The organism is Bradyrhizobium nanningense (assembly GCF_004114535.1).
In the GTDB taxonomy this organism is placed as follows: domain Bacteria; phylum Pseudomonadota; class Alphaproteobacteria; order Rhizobiales; family Xanthobacteraceae; genus Bradyrhizobium; species Bradyrhizobium nanningense.
On the sequence record NZ_LBJC01000073.1, the window covers coordinates 1 to 21,549 of the forward strand.

General features: G+C 58.3%; 13 protein-coding genes and 3 pseudogenes. 4 read left to right on the forward strand and 12 right to left on the reverse strand.

All coding sequences use genetic code 11. The features are described 5' to 3' along the window. Nucleotides 1-334: 334 nt before the first annotated feature. The 3 genes and pseudogenes from XH84_RS33325 to XH84_RS41140 form a co-directional block, all read right to left on the reverse strand. Nucleotides 335-1,357, reverse strand: coding sequence for a 3-hydroxyacyl-CoA dehydrogenase NAD-binding domain-containing protein (locus XH84_RS33325; RefSeq protein WP_128948593.1), 1,023 nt, complete (start codon nt 1,355-1,357; stop codon nt 335-337). Between the two features lie 33 nt (nt 1,358-1,390). Then, nucleotides 1,391-2,284, reverse strand: coding sequence for a beta-keto acid cleavage family enzyme (locus XH84_RS33330; RefSeq protein ID WP_128948594.1), 894 nt, complete (start codon nt 2,282-2,284; stop codon nt 1,391-1,393). A gap of 349 nt (nt 2,285-2,633) precedes the next feature. After that, a pseudogene (locus XH84_RS41140) lies at nt 2,634-2,873 on the reverse strand (hypothetical protein); the annotation flags it as partial. A 64-nt stretch (nt 2,874-2,937) separates the two neighbouring features. Here XH84_RS41140 and XH84_RS41145 point away from each other — a divergent pair. After that, nucleotides 2,938-3,593, forward strand: a pseudogene (locus XH84_RS41145) (transposase); the annotation flags it as partial. 385 nt (nt 3,594-3,978) lie between these two features. On the opposite strand, the gene XH84_RS33340 reads toward XH84_RS41145, so the two are convergent. Both XH84_RS33340 and XH84_RS41975 read right to left on the reverse strand, forming a co-directional pair. Then, nucleotides 3,979-5,229, reverse strand: coding sequence for an aminotransferase class I/II-fold pyridoxal phosphate-dependent enzyme (locus XH84_RS33340; protein ID WP_128948595.1), 1,251 nt, complete (start codon nt 5,227-5,229; stop codon nt 3,979-3,981). Nucleotides 5,230-5,403: 174 nt separating this feature from the next. Beyond that, a complete protein-coding gene (locus XH84_RS41975; protein ID WP_128948596.1) occupies nt 5,404-5,673 on the reverse strand; it encodes an integrase core domain-containing protein in 270 nt (89 codons plus the stop codon). Between XH84_RS41975 and XH84_RS40210 the strand changes: the two genes are divergently transcribed. Then, nucleotides 5,636-5,836, forward strand: a complete 201-nt coding sequence (locus tag XH84_RS40210) for a hypothetical protein (protein ID WP_164937416.1) — start codon at nt 5,636-5,638, stop codon at nt 5,834-5,836. The genes XH84_RS41975 and XH84_RS40210 overlap by 38 nt on opposite strands. Before the next feature lie 1,170 nt (nt 5,837-7,006). Here the strand turns inward: XH84_RS40210 and XH84_RS33350 are convergent. From XH84_RS33350 to XH84_RS33380, 7 genes and pseudogenes are all read right to left on the reverse strand, one after another. Next, the gene (locus XH84_RS33350; RefSeq protein ID WP_245471945.1) at nt 7,007-8,662 is read right to left on the reverse strand and encodes a class I adenylate-forming enzyme family protein; all 1,656 of its coding nucleotides are present in this window, start codon (nt 8,660-8,662) and stop codon (nt 7,007-7,009) included. 743 nt (nt 8,663-9,405) lie between these two features. Continuing rightward, entirely contained in the window at nt 9,406-11,880 is a 2,475-nt protein-coding gene (locus XH84_RS33355) for a CaiB/BaiF CoA-transferase family protein (protein ID WP_128948597.1), read from the reverse strand. A gap of 561 nt (nt 11,881-12,441) precedes the next feature. After that, nucleotides 12,442-12,783: a hypothetical protein gene (locus tag XH84_RS33360; protein WP_128948598.1), complete on the reverse strand. Its 342-nt coding sequence runs from the start codon at nt 12,781-12,783 to the stop codon at nt 12,442-12,444. Next, nucleotides 12,783-13,871 (reverse strand): annotated as a pseudogene (locus tag XH84_RS33365) (IS5 family transposase). Before XH84_RS33365 ends, XH84_RS33360 begins: the two are co-directional and overlap by 1 nt. Before the next feature lie 378 nt (nt 13,872-14,249). Then, a complete protein-coding gene (locus tag XH84_RS33370; RefSeq protein ID WP_128948599.1) occupies nt 14,250-15,173 on the reverse strand; it encodes an enoyl-CoA hydratase/isomerase family protein in 924 nt (307 codons plus the stop codon). Between the two features lie 1,189 nt (nt 15,174-16,362). Further along, entirely contained in the window at nt 16,363-17,148 is a 786-nt protein-coding gene (locus XH84_RS33375; protein WP_128948600.1) for an SDR family NAD(P)-dependent oxidoreductase, read from the reverse strand. 397 nt (nt 17,149-17,545) lie between these two features. Continuing rightward, a complete protein-coding gene (locus XH84_RS33380) occupies nt 17,546-18,454 on the reverse strand; it encodes a beta-keto acid cleavage family enzyme (protein ID WP_128948601.1) in 909 nt (302 codons plus the stop codon). Between the two features lie 1,555 nt (nt 18,455-20,009). Here XH84_RS33380 and XH84_RS33385 point away from each other — a divergent pair. Then, on the forward strand, nt 20,010-20,486 hold the full coding sequence (locus tag XH84_RS33385) for a S1/P1 nuclease (RefSeq protein ID WP_128948602.1): 477 nt from the start codon (nt 20,010-20,012) through the stop codon (nt 20,484-20,486). Further along, entirely contained in the window at nt 20,467-21,354 is an 888-nt protein-coding gene (locus XH84_RS33390) for a MaoC/PaaZ C-terminal domain-containing protein (RefSeq protein ID WP_128948603.1), read from the forward strand. Before XH84_RS33385 ends, XH84_RS33390 begins: the two co-directional genes overlap by 20 nt. The last annotated feature ends 195 nt before the right edge of the window (nt 21,355-21,549 follow it).

Sequence of the window (21,549 nt, forward strand, 5' to 3'; positions counted from 1 at the left end):
CCGCAAAGCCGCCCGCCCGCTACGGCGCTGTTTGGGGGCGCGCGTGCAGGCGGCTTTGCTCTACCGAGCTACACCATCAGTTGGGACACGACCGAGAACCTGTCTCGGAAAATATGCGCAGACAGCTCAACATTGTCCTGTCTATGCAGCTTCGCAACTCGAACAGATACGTTGTCAACTCTGTCGCGACTGGCCGCTCTTTCAGAGGTGTCGGCCCTCGACGCCCACATAATGGAACAGGGTATCCGCCGGCTACTGCCCCTTTCGATGGCGGGTAGTGGTCCAGCCATTCACAGGTCAACTCTCAGTTGGGCATTTGCAGCGACCAGGGCGATTACTGAGCTGGCAGAGCGCGGTCCCGCAGCCCCTGTTCCCAATGCGCGAGCGTCTCGCCGGCGCCGTAGCGTTGAGCCCGCAACGCCTGGAGCACGGACACGAGGCAGTCGTCGCGCTTCTCTTCGAGTTCAGCGAAGGTTAGGTTCTCCATCCTTGCCTGCGACTCTGATTGCTCGGCGAGCTTGTCAAGGAAGGCATCAGTGACCTCGGGCACGTCTGTGAGCTTTGTCCACGGACACTTCAGCATAGGCCCCCATTGCTCCATGTAGCGACGCATGCCGGCAGCGCCACCGCCGATCCGAAAGGGCCCGAGGACGGCCCTTCGCAAGCCGAAGGAATAACGGACGGCGTCATCAACCTCCTGTACAGTGGCTACACCGTCGTGGACTAACCACAGCGCCTCGCGCCACATGGCCTCCTGCAACCGGTTTGCGATAAACCCGTCCACCTCTTTGCGAACGACGAGCGGGTGCATTCCCACCGTGCGGTAGATCGCCGCCGCCCGAACCAGTGTTTCGGGCATAGTGCGCCGTCCTGCGCACAGTTCAACTAACGGCATCAGATAAGCGGGGTTGAACGGGTGCGCAACGAGCAGGCGCTCGGGGTGATCCATCTCCGCCTGCAGCAACGACGGTCCAAGCCCAGACGTCGATGAGCAGATCAGGGTTTCTGGCGCAGCCGCGCGGCTCGCTGCCCCGAGCAGTTGCTGCTTGAGTTCCAAGCGCTCGGGGGCCGACTCCTGGACGAGCTCCACGTCGCGCACGGCGTCCGCAACCGATTCCACCACCATCAGCGATCCTTCCACCGGCAGCGGCGCCTCCGTGAGGCGCCGATATGCTCTTCGTGCCTTGAGAAGGATCTTCTCCACGCGCTCGACAGCTCGCGCCGAGGGCCCATACAGCCGCACATCGACTCCGTTGAGGATAAACCTTGCTGCCCAGCCGCCTCCGATAACGCCGCCGCCCAACACCCCGACCGCGCGCGGTGGCCTGTTTAATCCGGATATTGAACCCTCTGCCATGGAATTTTAACCTCTGCCCTTCGATTTGCGGATTTAGGCGCAAACTTTGAGCGCGAGCTTCTCGCGCACCTCGTCCGAGCACATCACTCGCACTCCGATTCTCTCGAGAATCTGTACCGCCCGTTCGACGAGTTGGGCGTTGGTCGCCAACTGCCCCCGGGAGAGATAGAGATTGTCCTCTAGCCCTACCCGTACGTTCGCGCCCACTAACGGCGCTAGCGCCACGTATGGAAGCTGCATCCGTCCAATCGAGAAGGCCGAATAGACCGAGCGCGGCGGAAGCTGCTGCACGAGCGCCAGCAACGTGCTTGGATCATTCGGCGCACCATAGGGAATCCCCATGCACAGCTGGATCAACGTCGGATCTTCAACCAGCTTCTCCTGGATCAACTCGTGCACAAATACAAGCTGTCCGGTATCGAACACCTCAAGCTCAGGACGCACCCCGAGCTCCCGCACGCGCGCAGCCATCGCTCGCAAAATCTCAGGGGTGTTGACCATCATGTACTCACTGCGAGTAGCAAAGCACATCGTCCCGCAGTCAAGCGTGCATATCTCTGGACGCAACTCTTCCACGTGCACCAGCCGCTCCAGCGCACCTACCAGGTCGGTCGAAGGGTCCATCGGCAAGGGGGAGTTAGCCCCGCCCAGCACGAGGTCGCCGCCCATGCCCGCAGTCAGGTTAATTACCGGGCTCAGATGAGAACTCCGAATACGCCTCACCACCTCTCGATATAGCGCCGGATCCCGCGAGCCCCGCCGAGTAGCACCATCACGGACGTGGATGTGCACCACTGCGGCCCCCGCTCTCGCCGCCTCGATGGCCGAGTTCGCTATCTGCTCGGGAGTTACCGGGACATGTGGGCTACGCGCCACCCCGTTGCCACCGCCCGTGACCGCGCATGTGATGAACACCTCAGAAATCATCTCAACTTCTCCTTCTAAACTTCACCTCGTCATGTTCGCCGGTATTCGAGCTTAAGTAGCGTCCGACCGTTGATCAGCGCAAGTTTGAGAGGCTGCCATAGACTGCTCCCTGATGGTGCGCCAGAAGCCTACGGCGACCGTTCTCATCCCAGCAATCGTCGTGCCACCCGCGGTATGCGTTGCGCCTTGGCGAGGTAAACGCGTGCAGGTAACAGCTTGTTGTCGGAATAAGAGCACGGTAGGCGGAATTCTGACGCGTTGGCAGTGAAGCGGACACCGCCATGGCACCGTCCAACATTGCTTGACGATGACGCTCCTTTTGGCGGCGTCGCCGCCGACCTGCGCGACATCATCTTCGTTTTAGCGGTGCGCCGGCCGGGTGCGGTGCAACACCGGCTCCAGTTATCGTTCGTGCGGTTGTCTCAGAGCACAAGCGGGTTGCGACACGGCGGAGTTATTGACCTTTGAGAAGCAGCATTCGACAAGATGGCGGTGGGAATGCTTGTCGAGCGGGAATTTGGGGGCGCGTGAGGGGTTGTTGGGCATGAAAGGCGAGTATGCCCCTGGCCTTGATGCCCTGACGCAAGTGCGTCCTGAGGTCACAGGTTCAGCTCGATAGATTCTCTTTCCGTCGCATCAATCTCCCGTAAACCCGGCGCAACGTGGCGCGCCGCAATGGCGCTCCAGAGTACGGAGTGACCACGGCCCAATGGCACGCTGATCGGTCCTCCCGACGGCCAAAGCCGGCGAAGTTGGTATTAATCCGATTCTGCGAGACTATGTGCAAGACTGCCTTGCCGGCAGGATCGCTACCCCGGACGGAGCGCCCCTCGTCGGCCCGAAGGTCGTGTGGAAAGGGCGCCGTGCATCGACCGACGCTGGGCGTGTGGAGCCCGGAACAGATTTCTCGCCGTTTTCGGCTCGACTTTTCCGAGGATGAGACGATGTGCATTAGTCACGAGGCGATCTACCCGGCACTTTAGGTGCAAGGTCGAGGGGCTTTGCGCCGCGAATTGACGGCCTGCTTGCGCACCGGGCGGGTGCTGCGGATACCGATGGCGCGTACACGTAAAGGTAGGAGCTTTGTTCCTTCGTAGATCATGATCAGCCCAACGTCCGGCGGAGATCGCCGATCGAGCCGTGCTAGGCCGCCGGGAAGGCGATCGTCCTGGAAGTCCCCCGATCGGCACCTTGTTGGAACGCACGACACGTTTCACCGTGCTGCTGTGCCTGCCGCCAATGACGTGTCATGGCCACGAAGGCTCGCGTGAAGAACGGACCACCACTCGCTAGGTATGGTGCCGAGGCCGCCACTACCGGGCGATCTTGACTTTGCCCGAGCACTGCAGTCTGGAGAACACCGCCAGAAGCTCTCGACAAACTGCTGCGCGTGACCGATACACAAAGTGTTGCGACGAACGGTTGCCCCTGTCTTGTCGGGTCAACAGCGATGGAGCACTCGCACAGCTGCTGAAAGACTTACCAGACGATCCAACGCTCGGAGTGACCCGGACCACCAATGATGGACCCATAGAAGCCACCGTGAACGCCTTTCAAAGGAAGCGATCTTCGACTTCGCGGGAGTGGCAAGCGAGAGCGGATCTCCGCCTCAAGTGTGTAGCGCACTTCTCCTCCACATCAAACAGCAGCGGGACTTGCGGGACAGCTCCAACTCCGTCTGCACACGTGTCACATCACCTCAGAGGATAGGGCTTTCCGGTTCGTTCAGCGAATTGTTCCAAGAAGCAGTCGCACAACCCCTCTATGTCGCCCTCCTTATGCTCCGCTGTAATGCACACCCGAATCCCGACCGCTCTTTTCCCAACGGTCGGGAAGAACGTGACCAGAGTATAGAAGCCACTATCGAAAAGTCCTCTTGCGATTGCAGACGCATTGATCTCCGAGCCAACAATAATCGTTCTGATCGGAAGTGAATTACCTTTCCCCGCAGTTGCGATACGGCGATCAAACAGATCGATGCGTTGCGCCAGTTGCGCCTGTCGCTGCCTGAGCTCTGCAGAGCGATGGACTTTGCACGACCCAAGCGCCGCGCCAAGCGCCGCTACATTGTGCGGATCCGAACACGGATCGTGAACCGAATGTTGCCGAAACAGCGCTTCATGGTCGGCTGTCCCAACCATCAATATTCCGCCTGATGCGCCGAATCCATTGGCCAATGATCCTGTTATGATCGTACGGTCACCGAGCACGTGAGGAAATTGAGATCGAGCGTATCCTTCGCCTTGGTTCCCGAAGGTCGAGATACCGTGAGCATCGTCGATATAGAGAAAGAGCCCATAACGTTCCTGAAGCTGACGCAATTCCTGGATCGGCGAATAGCCTCCCATCCAGTAAACACCGTCGCACACATAGGCGACTGCCGGATTTTTGCGACATAAACGTTCGAGAGCGCCGATGTCGTTGTGGACAATTGTTTTCACCCGCGTGTCATGGGCCATAAGCTTCTGACAGGTTAGCGACAGACGTGCAAAGCTATCAAACACTAGGACCGGCTTACTGCCGCCCGTTAATTGCCCCGAAGTGAGCACCGACATCGCGATCAGATCAACGAGCATCATGCTTGAGAAGGCAAGCACGCGTGCCCGGAAGATCCCAGATAAAGATTCTTCAAGTTCTCTCAGAAGATTGAATTTCTGTTGCTTTCCGGCGATAGACAGATTCAGAGATGGCTGCGCCTGGATCGCGGCGATCGCCCCAGAGACGATCGCCGGATGACTATCGAGGCCCAGGTAGGAAGAATGCACAAAATCCATTAATTGCCGAAGTGGGTTTTTGCCATCAGCAATGGAGCGTCTCATCGTGGAAAGTTCATGAGGGCCGATGAGATCAGTTGGAAGGACTCCATTGAAGTAAGGCTCGGCGATCCGGAACTGTTCAGACGGGCGACTAACGTCCGAGGCAGCAAGCGCATCGTCGTTCTCCATTTTTTCTACTCGAAGTATGCCGCCGGACTCTTAGCTGTACCCGCCGGCTTTAACGGCATTGACCGAGCGATCAATCTCTTATTCAGCGAACTAAACCAGCGACTGCTCCCTTAGTCAGCTACCAAATCAAATAGGCCATTTAGTAAGCGTGAAGCATGGAGGAGGCATTCTCGATCAGGTGGCCATCGGCTGTAGGGCGTCAGGTACGGCAAAGCCGGGGCACCTGGGCGGCTGGATGCGCAGCCGTGGTTTTACGGCCAATAGGCTCTCTATTGCCGATCGCCCGATCGGCCGCTCTTCGTTACAGTATCTGCGCCAAGTCTCCACTTGTGCCTCGGCATCCGTAAGGCTGAGGAACCAGTGACTGTTGAGACATTCGGCCGGGAAGTGACCAGTGAGGGCCTCGATGAACGCATTGTCGGTTGCCTTGCGGGCCGTAATCATCCAGCGTGGCGCGCTGGCAGCCCATAGCTCAAAGAAACTCGCTGCGTTGATGGACGCGGATCGTCGCCGAGAATCCCACTTCCTTGCACGCCCTTTCCAGTATCGCCACGAAGTCGCGGCCGCCGAAGGTGAACAATGGCGCCAATGCCGGCGAGAAGCGTGAGAAACTATCGATCATAGCGCAGGAAGCTTGTGTCCCGTCGCCAACTGATCGCGAACAAAATCCGCTCAACCAAGTGTCCTCACTAGATCGTGTGGCCGGCCTAAGGTCAATCGCGCAGCTTGATTTTGACCTGGCGTTTGGGATCTTGTTGCGTAATTGCAGGCCCACTTGCGGTAAATGTGCAGCGTCGTGTGCTGGCGATGGCCGCCAGCCTTCACGACCAAGCAGGAGTGAACGCGGTGGTGCCGAACGGGCAGCCTGGCCGGAGCGATGGGGCTTCTAGTGTAGATAAATCGATCGGTCGAGCTCGAGAGCGCTACAAGCCTTACTCGAGACCCGCCTTTCGCTGCGGATCCGTCGACCGGCTTGTCATGCCGATCAGGTTCATAGCTTTCGGGGGATCACGTCATGTAGCATCTCCTTGTGGAGCGGCAGGTCCGCTACAGCTTCTTCAGGGTGGCGTTCTCCCCATCGAGCTGCTTCAGCCGGCGCATGTCCGTTGCGAGGTTTGTACTTCTTCCTCCAATTGAAATGCCGGCCTTACGGCAGATCTGCGCCACCGCAACCCGTCATGGCCGGCCTCAGGATGACGCCTTCTGAGCACCAGCGCGATGAACCCTCGGGCCAGTTGTCTCGGATGTGCGAGCACACAGAGCGACAGGCGAGAACGCACACACGCGTGGGCTACTATTCGATGCTTCGGATCTACACGAAGTCGCCAGAGTATTCCGTGACCATATCGGCCATCATTCGCAACTTGATCTCTTCCGATCCGAGGCGTTCTTGCGGCCAAATCCTCAGCCGGCGGTCCAGGCGGTTAACGTAGATAGCCCGCATCGAGGACAGACTGCCGCAGCCCTCGTATCCTGGACCGATACTGCTTATGACTCATCCCGATGGTGAGTAGCTTATGCAGATCCAATGCTGCGGCTCGGTCTAGAGTGCAGTATTCGTCAACATACGCTTCTCACTCGACGAACCATCAAGTACGCTGTCGATTCGAGCAGCCCAGGATCCAATCACGAGGAGATCGGTGGAGACGTTAGTCGCGGTATTCTTCGCGACCCACTGATTTCAATATTGGATTGTCGAGAGGGCCGGTTAGTGCCTGGGGTCGCCTTCCGTACCGAACAAGCAGGTACACTTCCTCACTTCGGGGAGGAGTTGCCGCTAGCGCCAGCGCTTCTCCTCGGCGTCGTAAGCGCCCGCAAGCGGATCGCTGACTGCCATCAGCTCGCGTTTGAGTACCTTGTTGCTGGAAGTGGTTCTAGGAAGCGCAGAAATGAACCCAATGTACCGCGGCACCTTGAATACGGCCAGGCGCGTGCGAGCATGCGCTAGAATGCGCTGGACGGTGAGATCGTCCGGCGTAATGCCTTCCCTTAGCTCGACGTAAATCTTCACCTCTTCGCCGCGCTTCACATCGCGTACTGGCACAGCGGCTACATCTGAAATCTCCGGAATCTCGCGGATCACTGCCTCCACCTCTCGTGCAGCGATATTCTCGCTCGAACGGCGGATCATATCCTTTGTGCGCCCCATCAGCCAATGGAAGCCGAGTTCGTCGCGACGCATCAGATCGCCGGTCTTGAACCAGCCGCCATCAAACGAGGCAGCATTTGCGTCCGGCTTCTTCCAATATCCCTTGAAAACTCCGCGCCCTCTCACCCACAGCTCACCTACCTCGCCCAGCGGCGTGGGGCTGCCATCCTCTTTTGCCAGCCTGAGTTCCCGAAAAGGTGCGCGAATTCCCACAGAGCCCGAGTCGGCCAGCTCGTCAAAGTCATTCGCCATCCGGGTGCCGAACCCGATTTCAGTCATCCCATAAGCCTCCTGGGTGCGCACTTGAAACCGTTTTCGGAACTGGCGTACGGTATCAGCTCCCCAGCCCCAATTCAGGATCTGCTTCAGGCATGTCGTCGGCTCTTCGTTGGCGGCCTCTGCCTGGCGCGCTATCAGCTCGGGACACTGGCACCACTCGATGCGGTGCTGCTTGAGCCAGCTGATGAAGCGAGTCGAGCTGAGTTGCGGACCTAGGTAGTGCGTGCCACCATGTCGATACGACTGTAGAAGATGCCATGGTCCATCGACATAGAAGAAAGGCTGCGCAGAGAGGTATCTCTTGTACGGCTGGTCGTCCCAACTCGCCGCCTGATACGAGAACACGCCCCAGTAGTCGTGGCTCAACATGCAGCCCTTGGGAAAGCCCGTTGTCCCCGAGGTATATTGAATGCTCAACAGGTCGTCTGGACGGATATCCTCCGTGACGAAAGTGTCGTCCACGCCTTTGAGCAATTTTTCGAGGGTGTTGTCTTTCCCATCCGAAGGCTGCCCCACAACAATGGCCTGCTCGATTGCAATATCTTGTGGGCAGACTTTCATCGCTCTTAACAATGACCATGCGGATTCGTCGACAACGACGAGCTTTGCCTCTGAATCGCTGAGAACGTATTTTATCTCCCTAGGAGTGTAGCGCATGTTGATCGGGACCATTACCGCACCGATCTTCGCAATTGCGAACCACAGGATTGGGAATTCGATCCGATTAGGCAGCATCACCCCAATGCGTTCACCCTTTCGTACGCCGAATGCACGCAAAGCTTGCGCGTATTTATTAGACAGTTTTTCCAGCTCGGAGTAGGTCGCGCGCTGGCCGCGATCGAAAACGTCAATTGCAACGGTCGAACCGTGCTTTCTTGCCATACTTGAGACCAGCTGACCTATGGTGATCGTCTCATATGCGGATTCCAGCGTCTCGATTCTGCGCATCACATTTGCGACCCGCTCTTGCAGGTGGAGCTGGCTCAATTTTGGAGTAATCATCATTGTGCCTTGAAGTTCAGAAAACTAGACAATTCCACCAGCAGGTGTATCTTGCATTGGACATCTCGCGGGCGAGAACGCAGAGTGCCATGTTGCACACATCATTTCTCATTCAGACTCGTGTATAGAATGAGACATTCAACGGATCGATGGCACTCCCACTTTTGCTTCTTATCGCATCGTGATTAGATAACTTCAGCAATTAGCTGATACCTTATCAACGAGGATCGAGACACTACCAGCTCTGGTGAGGTATATTGTGCTGGCTATTCGACAGGTGGATCCTGAAGCCGGCTGGTCCTGAAGACGATTGCGCCCATGCCGGTCTGCCTTGAAACCACAGCGTTCAAAGCAACAGCGCGGCGGCTCGCCCGAGCCGAAGCTTATCCTATCCGCCATCGCCGGCCCAAAGCGCCACCGTCGCGACTCTCGGCGGCCGCTATCCAGACGGGGCCACCCCGGTCTGAATGGTCGCGCGGAAATCCAACAATGCCGCGCGCGCCCGGTCGGCAAGCTTGGTCTCCAACCCGACAAGAACTGCTTCGACCTCGAAGACTATATCGGCAGGTGCCGCGCACCAGTGCGCGCGCCATCGGCTGTTGAATCATCGTCGTGCGCGGCTGAGTCGGGACCGTCCTAATGTAATATTCTCATTCCGGCACGTCGCTCCTTGTCACCTCGTGATCCATATCGAGACGCCGACGATCTATCTCATGCGTGTTGTCCCCAGCTTGCTGCATAGCTCATTATCGGCTTGAACGCGCCTTTTTCGTCTTTGCGAGCTCCTCTTCCGAAAGCATCACCGTGCCAATGATGCCCTCCCTCTCCAATTTCGCTATCTCGGCATCGGAGACGTCGAGAAGCTTTGACAGGATCTCTCGGGAGTGTTGACCTAGCGTCGGCGCCACTGTGTGGATCGCATAGGGACGTTCGCCCTCGCGGATCGGCATCGAGGGCTGCGGATGCCAACCTATGAAAGCACGTTCCACGTCCTGCAGAAATGCCCGCGACTTGAGATGCCGATCGCTGAGCAGGTCAATTGGCAGGCGGGCCACACCAGCAGCAATCCTTGAGCCCTGCAATTCGGACATAGCCTGATCGGGATCACGATTCAGCGTCCAAGCTTCGATGTTGCTCTCGATAACCTCCTCAATCTCACGGCGCGCTTCCGCATTCTTTAAGGATTCGTCCACGGACCAGTCTCTTCGGCCAATAAGCAATGCAAGCCTCTGCCACATGCCTTCGTTCGTCGCCGCTAACACAATCCAATTATCCTCGCCCGCACATCGGAAACAGCCATGCGGCACGAACTGCGGATGTCGATTACCATATCTTCTCGGGGCTTTGCCGTCGATAGACTGAACGGTTATCCAAGGCGCAGCAAACGGCATCATGCAGTCGATCTGCGCGAGATCAATGAACTGGCCACGCCCGGTACGGCGCGCGTGGATCAATGCAACTAACACCGCAGCACAACCGTTCAAGCCGCCAACGGCATCCCCAAAGGCGATGTGGCTCATAGCGGGTGGCCCGTTAGCGCTTCCGATCACGTTCGGCAAGCCAGAGCCCTGCTCGAGAGTCGAGCCGTAGGCCCGGCAATCTCGATGTATGCTGTCCGTACCAAATGCGGACATTGACATGATCACAGCTCGTGGGTTGAATGTTCTAATCACGTCGTAACCAAGTCCGAACTTCGGCAGCACATCGACTGAGTAATTATCGATGATGATGTCCGCTCCTGCCAAGAGCCGTTTCGCCAGAGAGACGCCCTGCGGACGGGTGAGATCCAGCGTGATACCCCGCTTATTTCGGTTCATGACGCAGAATGGCGCGGCCATTTCGTATATCTGGCCGTCGACGGCGGCCGGCCGCCGGTCGACGCCACGTAACCAATCAGGGTATTGTATTGCCTCAATCTTGATGACGTCCGCACCGAGGTCGGCCAGCGTGCGGGTACACAATGGGCCCGCCCAGCCCATGGTGAAGTCGACGATGCGAGTTCCTTGTAACGGCTGCCGGATGGAATCGCTGCGGTTATGGCTTCCGAGCGCTGAACTGATCCGACCTCTTGGAATTTTTGCGAAAACTTGCTGCTCGCCGGGAGTTGGAACCTTCCCCCCGCGCAACGGCGGCGTCAATATTAACCTCAGAGCCGGGCCCACTGTGAAGGCTTCTTCTTCCCCAATCCGAACGGGCACAATCGCGCCCCGTCGCTTCTTTTCCGTATCCTGGAGGAGATTGAATATTTCGGGTACTGGCACGATCGGGATTCTGCGTTTCAGTCCCTCCGCAAGCCACTCCAGCGCCGTGCGCCTCTTGAAGATCGGGATGAACTGTCGTTCGAGCTGTTCAATCCGCTGCACACGATCTTCGCCGAGGACCAAAGCTGGATCATCACGCAATTCGGGCAGGCCGAGCATGTCGCAGAATGCGCGCCATTGCGCTGGCGTCCCCACGGAGACTCCGATCACCTCGTTCCTTGTTTCGTAAATGCCCCACGGAAAAACCGACCAAAAGCGATTAGTGCCAATCCGGCGCATCACGTCGCCGCGTTGGAACGCCTGGAACATTTCATACTCGCTCAGCGTAATGCTTGACTCGAAAACACTGAGCGACCAAGACCTCCCTACTCCGCCCTGCATCAGTCCAACCATTGAAGAAGCGGCGGCAATGAAGCCCCATAGGCCGGCGAAGATGCCCGTTTGGAAGTCCGGTGCGTGCAAGGGGGGGCCCTCGGCCGGTCCGATTAGCTTGATGAGGCCCGCTAGTGCACGCACAGTCGAATCAGTTGCCTCAAATTCTGTGTAAGGGCCATCGCCGCCGAACCAGCTTGCTTCGATGTGGATCAACTCTGGGTGCCGCTTGCGGATCGTCGCGACATCAATGGAGGGGCACTCTGCGGGGTCAATGTCGCGGCCATCGACTAAAATGTCGCAATTCTCGATCAGTGTCGACACTTGTGTGCCGGCGTCAGACTTGGCCGGGTCGACGATGATGCTTGACTTGTTGAAGCTTAGGAATGCGAACCATGCGCTCTCGCCGCCTGGCGTGAGTGGCTCACTACGCCGAAGTGGATCGCCTGCCGGCGGCTCGACCTTTTGAACATCGGCGCCGAAGTCGGCAAACAACCGCGCGCAATAACTGGTTGCAGCCGAGCTGCCAATTTCGACGACGCGCAAATGGGACAACACTTGCGTCGATCGCTCTACCCTTCCAACCATGCCGATGCTCCGGTAAGTGATTTGCCTCAATGTGAACCTGTCGAGAACGCTGTCGCAGCACTCCTCAATAGGCGATAATTCGTGGGGATTTGCGTTTTGTGTGAGTCACAGCTCTGAGGCGACGCGTAGGGCGACTTTTGACCCTGCGTACTTAGTGGGGGACCATGCCGAACGTCCGATATGCACATAGTTGGTGGAAGGTGATCGCATACTCTACCGACGATGATCGTGAATTGGGACGTTTGCGACGCGCAGCTGCGAACTGCTCGACGGATGTAATGCGCGGCAGCGTCGCGCAAGTATTTCCAGGGAAACATGGAACGCGTGACAGACCGCATACTTCGTCCTTGCAGCACCTTGCGCTATTGTTACGAGCTACGTCGCCTCCCTCCAGGGAATTACTCATCAAACTACGCGATCGGCATAGGAACGAGCTACTATCTACTTTGGTGAGGAACCGCGCAAAGGGCTGTATTAGCATTTAGTGGCGCCACCGCTCGTCTACCGCGAATCTACGACTGCTAACTTGGGACTCGGGACACTAGCAGGCTGTTGAAGAACTCAGCCGCGTTCGCAAACGAAGGCTGAATCGCCATCGTGTATGTAGAAGTGGCCGACGAGCCTGCCGGCAGTGCCGATCACCGCCCATCCGCGACCGCAGGCGCGGTCATTCTCATCGTGCCCTTCCCATGAGAACTCCGCGCAGGCCGAACCGTCTCGCGCGCCGTAGCGGACATCGAGGAAGCCCTTCAGCGCACCCAAGGCAATCTCACCGTCGGACTTGCCCTTGAAGGTGAGATGCGCCTGTTCGACGAGGTCGAGGAAGTCGCTGTCCCAGTTGTCCATTTCGACGATGCGCCAGCGGCCAGCAAAGGCCTTGGCGAAGCCGGGCACCTTGGCCATCAGCCGGCCTCCGCGATCAGCTTGGGCAGCCGCACCAGATTGTAGGCGGCCCCAGCGAAGGTAAAGGCCCCTCCGACGCGTTCACGGCCACGGAATCGGGTCTTCTCTTGCCCGGCGACCGTCTTGATCCAGCCGAATGCCTCCTCGATGCGCTTGCGGATGCGCTGGCTGACGGCATAGCCGCCGTGTTCGTTCGCCCGTCGATCGCAGAGCTGCGGCCGCTGGCGTTCTGCGCAACATGCGGCGTCGCGTTCATCGAGCGCAGCTCGTTGACGAAGTCTTCTGCGTCCTAGGCTTTGTCGGCGCCAAGCATGATCGCTGTCGGCCGGTCGGCACGCGGTTCGATCATGTGCAGCGCGGCCACCCGTTCGGCATGCCCGTCGGCCCGCGTCAGGCAGGCGTCGACCAGCAGGCCGTGGCGGTTCTCCATCAGCCCATGCCCGATGAAGCACAGCTTCGTCTCCTTGCCCTTTCCCTTGCGGTAGAGACTGGCATCCGGATCGGTGGTCGAAGCATGGGTGTCGTTTGAGCGTTTCTGGCCCTGGAAGTCCGCTTCGGCATTGCGCCCGCCGCCTTGCGCCCGCGGCTCGCCAGAGCCATCCTTCGGCTTCACGCTCTTCATCGAGGCCCAGGCCTCGATCAGCGTGCCATCGACCGAGAAGTGAATCGCTCGACGGCAACTTCTTCACCTTGGGCTGCGCCAGCACCGTCGCCAGGAGCTTGGCAGCGATGTCGCCATCCAGCAATTGGTCGCGGTTCTTCGCGAACACCGAATGATCCCAGGCTGCATCGTTGACGCCAAATCCGACGAACCAGCGGAACAGCAGGTCGTATTCCAGCCGCTCCATCAAAATCCGCTCCGAGCGGATCGAATAAAACGCTTGCAACAGCATCGCCCGCAGCAGCTTCTCCGGCGGGATCGACGGCCGCCCAATCGGCAAATAGAGCGCGGTAAACTCGCGCTCCAGCGCTGACAGCGCCTCGTTCACGATCGTCCGGATCGCTCGCAGCGGATGGTCACGCCGCACCCGCGCCTCCAGATCGACGTAGCTGAACAGCTCGCCCGTTCGATTGCCGCCGCCGCGCACGCATCATCTCCGAATCTCGTCGGGGCCAATGAATCACGGTCGCTGGTCGGCGGCGAGCACCTTTTTCAGCGGCCTGCTAGCGCTCGAGAGTACGGTGCCCCGCCGCTCCTGTATCGAGACGACCGTTGAAAGTGAATCCGTGGATCGTTCGCCGATCGTGGAACGGACGACTACTGGAGCCTCTCACCGCATCGAAATTCGCCACCATTGAAATGTGCTCCTCCGACAAATCCTGCATACTCCGAGCAAGAGATTCGGTGATCTTGGACCGCGGCATGATGGTCAGCGTCTCCGCAAAAGCTTAGAACGACGAGGCGCGATAGTCTTCCTGAGTGGAGCGCAAATTCGATGACCACCTTTCCACCCGATTAAATAATCTCAATCTTTCTTCTCGAAAGGTGCGAAGATCGAGTTCACCCACTGATTTGCTGCAGCGGTCCCCTCTTTCAGCTGGATCTGCGCGTATGCCTTGAACTCCGAGTCGGAGTTTTCCATGATCAACCCGGCGTCGGCACCGTAACGCAAGGCAGAGTCGAACCCTCCAGCGTTCATTGTGTTATTCAGTGCGCGCTTATGCCACACCAGGGTCGGCATAGCGACGCGCGAGATGCGCTTCGCGATACGGATGACTTCTTCCTCAAGTTGATCTTTCGGAAAGATACGATTCATGAGACCGAGCCTATATGCTTCCTGGGCGTCGAACATATCTCCAGTGTACATCAGCTCGCGGCAACGCTGACCCATGACCCACGGGATCGACATCATCAAGGCGGGTTGTCCAAACCGGACCTCAACCAAGCCGAAGCGGGCATTCTCAGAACAGTAACGAAGATCGCACATTGAGATGAAATCCATCGCGCCTCCCAAGCAATAGCCATTGACCATCGCGATCACCGGCTTGGAACACTTGAAAGGAGAATAAAGAAAGTCGAAAGAATCATCGACGATCTTCTTCCAGTCGTTGATAGTTCTTTGCTTCTCACCGCCGGCCCTCACTTCGGCATCTTCGTCATTGAGGTCAAAGCCAGCAGAAAATGCGCGACCACCAGCGCCGCTAACCACGATCACGCGAACTTCCGGATCACGATCCGCGATCACTAACGCATCATGAAACTCTTTGCGCAGCCTGATCGAGATGGCATTCATTTTCTTTGGCCGGTTCAGAATAATCCGCGCAACGCGGTCGTCTACTTCGTAAACGATGGCCGTATATTCCATAATCTTCTTCCTCTGCTGGTTGATAAAACGCGACGACAAGTTCAGTTGTCGTCGTGAATTGGCACGCACGATGAGCGGATCCACCGCCACAACGCCTTGCGTGCGCACGAACAACGGATGGTAGGGATCGATCGAGTCTCACTTCCGAAAGTTCGGGCGAGCCCGTCTAGCCGCCTACAACATTCATCGTCACGCTTTCGTATGGAGTGCAGAGCACCGCGACACGCTTGCATCAGGTTCCAGCAGCGATCGCGCGATCGAGCGCGCCCGTCACGTTTGCCGTCACACAAACCATTATTTCTGCCTTGGTCGGGTTGCACGCGAAAGCCCCGCCGGATGATCTGCTTTTTTGGTAACCAGTCGCCTCTTTGCGCAAGGCGCGCTCATACAGACTGGATCAGACGTCATCATCGGCCGGCGTGAAAGCGAAACCGGCCATGCCCATCACCTGCCGCAGCGCTCCGTCTTGTCACGCGGTACGACGCAACTCGGCCAAGTAATGCCATACGGTGGAGTTCACCTTCGTACACAACGTTGCTCCACGTGTGCTTGCCACTGCGTCCAGGGGACATTAGCAACTGTACAAATATGAGCACCTACGAATATTGGCAGCACGCTCGTCAAGCGAGTCAATTGATCGGACGCCATGAGACGCGCGATGGAGAACACTGTCGTGCTTTTCTGCTTCGGTCAGCGGGTCTGAATTGGATCTATTCACCCAAGCGCGGATTTTGCTTTTGACTTGGCGCGATCGAATCGCGTGTCATTTGCGTGGTATAATGTCGGTGGGAGCCGCCCCCGCACCTCAGCAGCACGGCAGAGGCAAATCGTGGCTTATCTATGCTGGATTGGCGACGACCTACATCACGAACTCGACTGTCGCACCGACTATTCCTAGCGGGCAATCTGCAGTCAATCAATGTTACTTACGCTCCAAATGCCTGGCTTTCGAAAGTCGTAACCCTGGATGGAGAGAGTGCGGGCTTGGCCCGCCAAGAACCTCGGTCCCAGCTTCACGCCGGTCGCAGGGCACCGGAATTGTCAAGCATTCATCGCGACCTTCAAGCGCGACTACGTTCGTTTGTGAGTCGGACTGACGTCAGCACCGCGCTGAAGCGGATCGACAACCGGATGAAGTATGGAAGGTTCGCATTCCCGGCTGCGCTACTGCTCCGCGCGGGAGTACATTGAATCGCTTCAAACCAGCCAAGTGTCCGGTCCAACGGCTCAACTCCAGCATGCCGCCCAGCTTGAACAAGAATATCTTCCGTCTTCACAACACTAGGTGCAAGCCCGCGTCTGTGCGCACGCATTCGCCAGTCATGTTGCTCGCTGCCGGACTTGCAAGGAAGCAGACAAGCAGCGCAATATCGTCCGCTGTCGAAGCAACCTTAAGCGGTGTACGTTCGATCGTCGCATCACGCACCTGCCGGGCGCCGGCCTCGCCACGACATTTGGTGAACCAGTGAGTATCGATGTAGCCGGGACAAACGGTATTGACGCGTATAAAGGGCGCGAGCGCACGTGCCAGCGGCGGCGTCATGGCATTCAGCGCGCCCTTGCTCGCTGCGTACGCGACCGAAGAGCCGCCGCCGTTGATGCCGGCGATCGAGGAGATGTTCACCACAGCGGCCGCCCGTCCACTCAGTTTAGCGCCGGCGTTGAGAAGCGACCGCGACGCACGAATCATCTGGTACGGTCCGATCGTATTGACGGCATAGATTCGCTGAAAATCCTCTGCCGAGAGTCCATCGAGATCGTAATGAGGCACGTGCTTTGTTGTGCCGGCGTTGTTGATGAGCACGTCGAGCCGTCGCCAGGGCGTGGCGGCCGCGACAATCTTCTTGCAATCTTCATCGTGGGAGACATCACCTTGCACCACTATCACCTCGGCAGCGCCCGCCATTCGGCAGGATTCGGCAGTGGCCTCGGCTTCCTTCTGGCTCTTGGAATAGTTGACCACGATGCGCGCCCCGTCTTTGGCTAAGAGACGCGCGGTCGCCGCGCCAAGTCCGGACGCCGAGCCCGTCACTATCGCGCATACTCCATTCTTCAGCATCGTTCCCTCTTCTTGAGCACTCTAGAGTCGTGTTAGTTGCGCGGCAGAACGCGCGAGACCTTCGAATCTATTGGCTGGAAATAGATGTAGCTCCGCCGCGGCTTCGGGCCTCGCGGTGAACCTACATCTGTTCACCCATTACGCCTTCATTGTCTGCCGCATCGGTGCGGTGCCGATCGAGCCTTTCTTCTGGTCATCATCGTGCGTGAGCCACAACCTCCCGGGTTCTCCGTGCCAATACTGTAGAGCTCTAGATAGCGGCTTTCGGTAACGTGGAGAGAGCCACAGTCCTCACCCAACCTTCTGCCGTTTTCGTACTTGGGATCACGCAACCAGTGCCATTCGGCTGGATCGACGACTCCGCGCCCGAGCAGGTTAAGCACGCTCCTCCCAGACATTAACTTTGCGCCTCAGACCTGAACTTTAATGCGAGCTTCCGCCGCACCTGATCTGGGCTCATCACCCGGATCCCCATGCGCTCGAGAATTTCTACTGCCCGTTGCGTTAGCTCGGCGTTTGTGGCCAATCGTCCCCGAGAGAGGTAAATGTTATCCTCTAAGCCTACCCGCACGTTTGCACCGACCAACGGGGCCAGCGCCGCATAGGGTAGCTGCATCCGCCCGATCGAGAAGATAGAGTAAATGGCCTGTGGCGGGAGCTGGTGCACCAACGCCATCAGCGTGGTGGGGTCATCTGGCGCGCCGTAGCGAATTCCCAAACAGAGCTGGATCAACGCTGGATCGTCAATCAGCCCTTCCTTGATCAAATCCCGCACCAATACCAGTTGACCAGCATCGAACACCTCGAGCTCAGGGCGAACACCGAGCTCCTTCACGTGTGCGGCCATCGCGCGCAACGTCCCCGCCGTATTGACCATGACGTACTGACTGCCGGCGCCCCAGTTCATCGATCCGCAATCCAGGGTACAGATCTCGGGGCGAAGCTCTTCTACATGCACTAGCCGCTCGCGCGCGCCCGCCATGTCCGTGCCCGCTGGGTTCGGCGGCAGAGGAGACTCCGCATCACCCAGTACAAGGCCATTGCCCATCCCCGCAGTTAGGTTAATGATCGGATTGACGTCTGCCTCCCGAATGCGCTCCACCACTGCCCGGTACAACGCCGGATCGCGCGAGCCACGCCGCGTTGTGGGATCACGGACGTGGATGTGCACCACCGCCGCCCCGGCCCGCGTAGCCTCGATGGCAGACCGAGCAATCTGGTCCGGGGTAACCGGTACATGCGGGCTACGCTCGAACGCATCCCCACTCCCTGTTACCGCACAAGTAATGAATACTTCAGAGATCATATCCACCTTCTCCCATACTGAAGCTTGCTGCAGCGGGCTCGACTAGATCGGGGATCACTTTATCTGCATTGAGCGTCGCGCGTAGGCAGCGCCACGCCTTACTCGGGGCCATCCAACGGGGCTCATCGGGAACGCGTTGCGGCGCCGCCAACGCTTCGACAGCCGTAGTCCTCGTCCAAGCAATCGGCGTGCCGTAGGCGGGATGTCGCGGCGGCTTGCCCGAGGGTAGGAAAAAGCGCGCAGCAAGCCGTCTGACCTTGGAATCAGCTGCAGGTTGTCGGATTTCGCACATGGCCGCAACGAACCCAACACGGCCGGCGTGACAAGAATGCGTTAACGTCCCGATCGTCCCTCGGGTCTAGGCTCAAATACTGTGGTCATGATGACGTCGTCATTTTTTACCACTTACCGTCGGCGCATGCTCTCTCTCTCTCTCCCTCTTACAGCAGGCATTTTTCTGGTCGAACAGTAATGCACGGATGTCAGCTGTTGGAGGCGCGCCGGTTTTTCTGACACCCCGCAGATGGGTTTGGCTCATGCCGTGGGGGCGCCAGCAGCCCTCCCAGGCCGGAGAAATGCGCGGACCCAAACTCTTCGAAATCAGGAAGGATTTCGTGCTAGTGTCCCAAGTTAGCAGTCGTAGATTCGCGGTAGACTCGGGTCGCGGCGCCAAGGATGGAGGCAAACAGCGATGGCCTCTCCAAGGGCCGTCCAGCAACTTGCCCCGTCATATTGAGCGATGATGAGCGTGCTGAACTGACGTCGCTGGTGATGCGGCAGAGGATGGCGCAAGCGCTGGCTCTGAGAGCCCGGATCGTGCTGACCTGTGCGGAAGGAGGTCAGAACACGGAAGTGGCGAGCGGCTTTTTATGGAGTAGCGTGCGGCCTGGCTGTACGACGAGCGGCGCGCCGCGCACGATCGACAATGCCCGCATCGAAGCCGTGATCGTGAGAAGTTGGAGAGTTGCCCTGAGGCCGCCACTCAATGGAGCTCCCGCGACATGGCAAAGACTAGCGGCCCATCGGTATCGACTGTCCAACGCATCTGGCGGGCGTTCGGGATCCAGCCGCACCGGATGGAAACGTTCAAGCTCTCGACCGATCCGAACTTCGTGGTCAAAAGTGCAGGATACCGTTATCGGGACTCAAGGCCTTTTCTTTGGCGCGATCGCGACAAGTTTCGCCGTCCACCTACTCATAAATGGATTTATCGAGTTTCGGGTCTTGGCCGGGTCTTAGACTTGATATGATCGATGTCCGGGGATCTAGCTCACGGCGACATCTTTTGCCCCGCCGTCATTGCAATGGACTTTCCTACCGCACTTGTGAATTGCGCGTACTTACTTTCCTCCTTGCAGCTTTCGAAACAATGGTGGTAGCACGCGCTCAGCACCAAATTGGTTTTCGTGCCCCGCCCGACACCGCTGATCTACTAGTGAACGTTCGTAGCGCCAAGACTGAGCTCCGACTACAAACCGTTTGACGCGATTGACCAAACTGAGGAAGGCTAGTGAAGCTGCACGGACTTATACTTCCGATCTGTACGGCTGCGTTAATGGCCAGCACATGGTCCCCTCTGGCCTGGGGACAGCTAGGTCACTCCCTGGTGGCGGAATTAGCGCAGCGGCACTTGGAAGCCAAGCTCCAGGAGTTGAACGGAGACACTCCTCTGGAGGCTATCTCAAACTGGGCAGACACCGGAGGGAAAGAACACTTTCCGGTGGCACTTCGTCGGTATCGAGTTGAACGGGCGACGTACGACGCCGCCATCGATCGCAAAGAACTGAACGCGAGGTTAGCGGCATCGTCCGGGTCTGCCGGCATCATCGGCGTGTCAATGGACCAGTCTCGCTCGAAGGAGCGATCGGTTGCGCGCCTTAAAACTGGAGTCCACCTCACTGACGATCTGGAGCAACCCTTGCCCGCAAGCGAACGCAACGACGATCAAGGAGACACTGCACGTCGTCATCTTGCACGCGAAGCGCCCGGCGGCACAATGAGCAGGACATTGCATGGTGATCCATTACCCTGACATCTTGGAGCAGAGAACTGAGCCGCGCGTCTTTACCTATGGTAAGAAAGACGTGATGCTGTATGCGCTGGGCATCGGCATGGGCCGTGATCCAATGAACGAGCGCGAGTTGTCGTTCGTATACGAAAAGGACGTCAAGGTTGTGCCGACAGCCGCCACAGTGCTGGCTTCTGCCAATGGGCGCCCTGCCGTGCCAACAGTGGGGCAAAAGCCAAGCCTCCGGATCAGCCGCCTGAATCTTCTTATGTTAGTGCATGGCGAGCAAAAGGTCGAGTTACACAAGCCGCTGCCGTTCTCGGGGACGTTTACGGCCACGTGCCGCACGATCGGCGCCTACGATAAGGGCGAGGGCAAGGGCGCGGTCGTGATCGACGAGACCGTGTGGACCGACGACAAGGGCGAGAAGATTGCCACCCTCACCGCTTCCACCTTCGCTCGCGGCGACGGCGGCTTTGGCGGGCCATCGGCGGGCGCCCCCGAACCTCACAGTGTCCCCACGCGCAAGCCTGACTTGTCGGTCTCGTTCGATACCAGGCCAGACCAGGCACTGCTCTATCGGCTGAACGGCGATCTCAATCCGCTTCATTCCGATCCAGATGTCGCCAAGCGGGCCGGCTTCTCGCGGCCGATCCTGCATGGCCTCTGCACTTTCGGCATCACCTGCCGGGCGGTGTTGCAGGAGTTCTGCAACTACGAACCCACGATGATTCTGAGCCATCAGGCGCGCTTCTCGGCGCCCGTGCTCCCGGGTGATGCGATCACTGTCGATCTGTGGCGAGATGGCAACGTAATCTCGTTCGAGGCCCGCGCGATCAATCGCGGCGCGACAGTGATCAAGAACGGCAAGGCCATGCTGAGCGCCTCGTAGGGGCACTCGCTGCTGGCCATGGCTAGGTCTGCCTACCGGCTCACACCGCGCAGAAAGAGCACTTCACCTGGTCCTGCTCCCAAATCCGGATGTCATAAAAAGATCGTGCTGCGTTCGCGGAAGAAGATCGAACAGTTCCTAATTAGAAGGAAGCACCTCGGCAATGCAGCTGGCTTAACTCCTAGCAATTGCTTG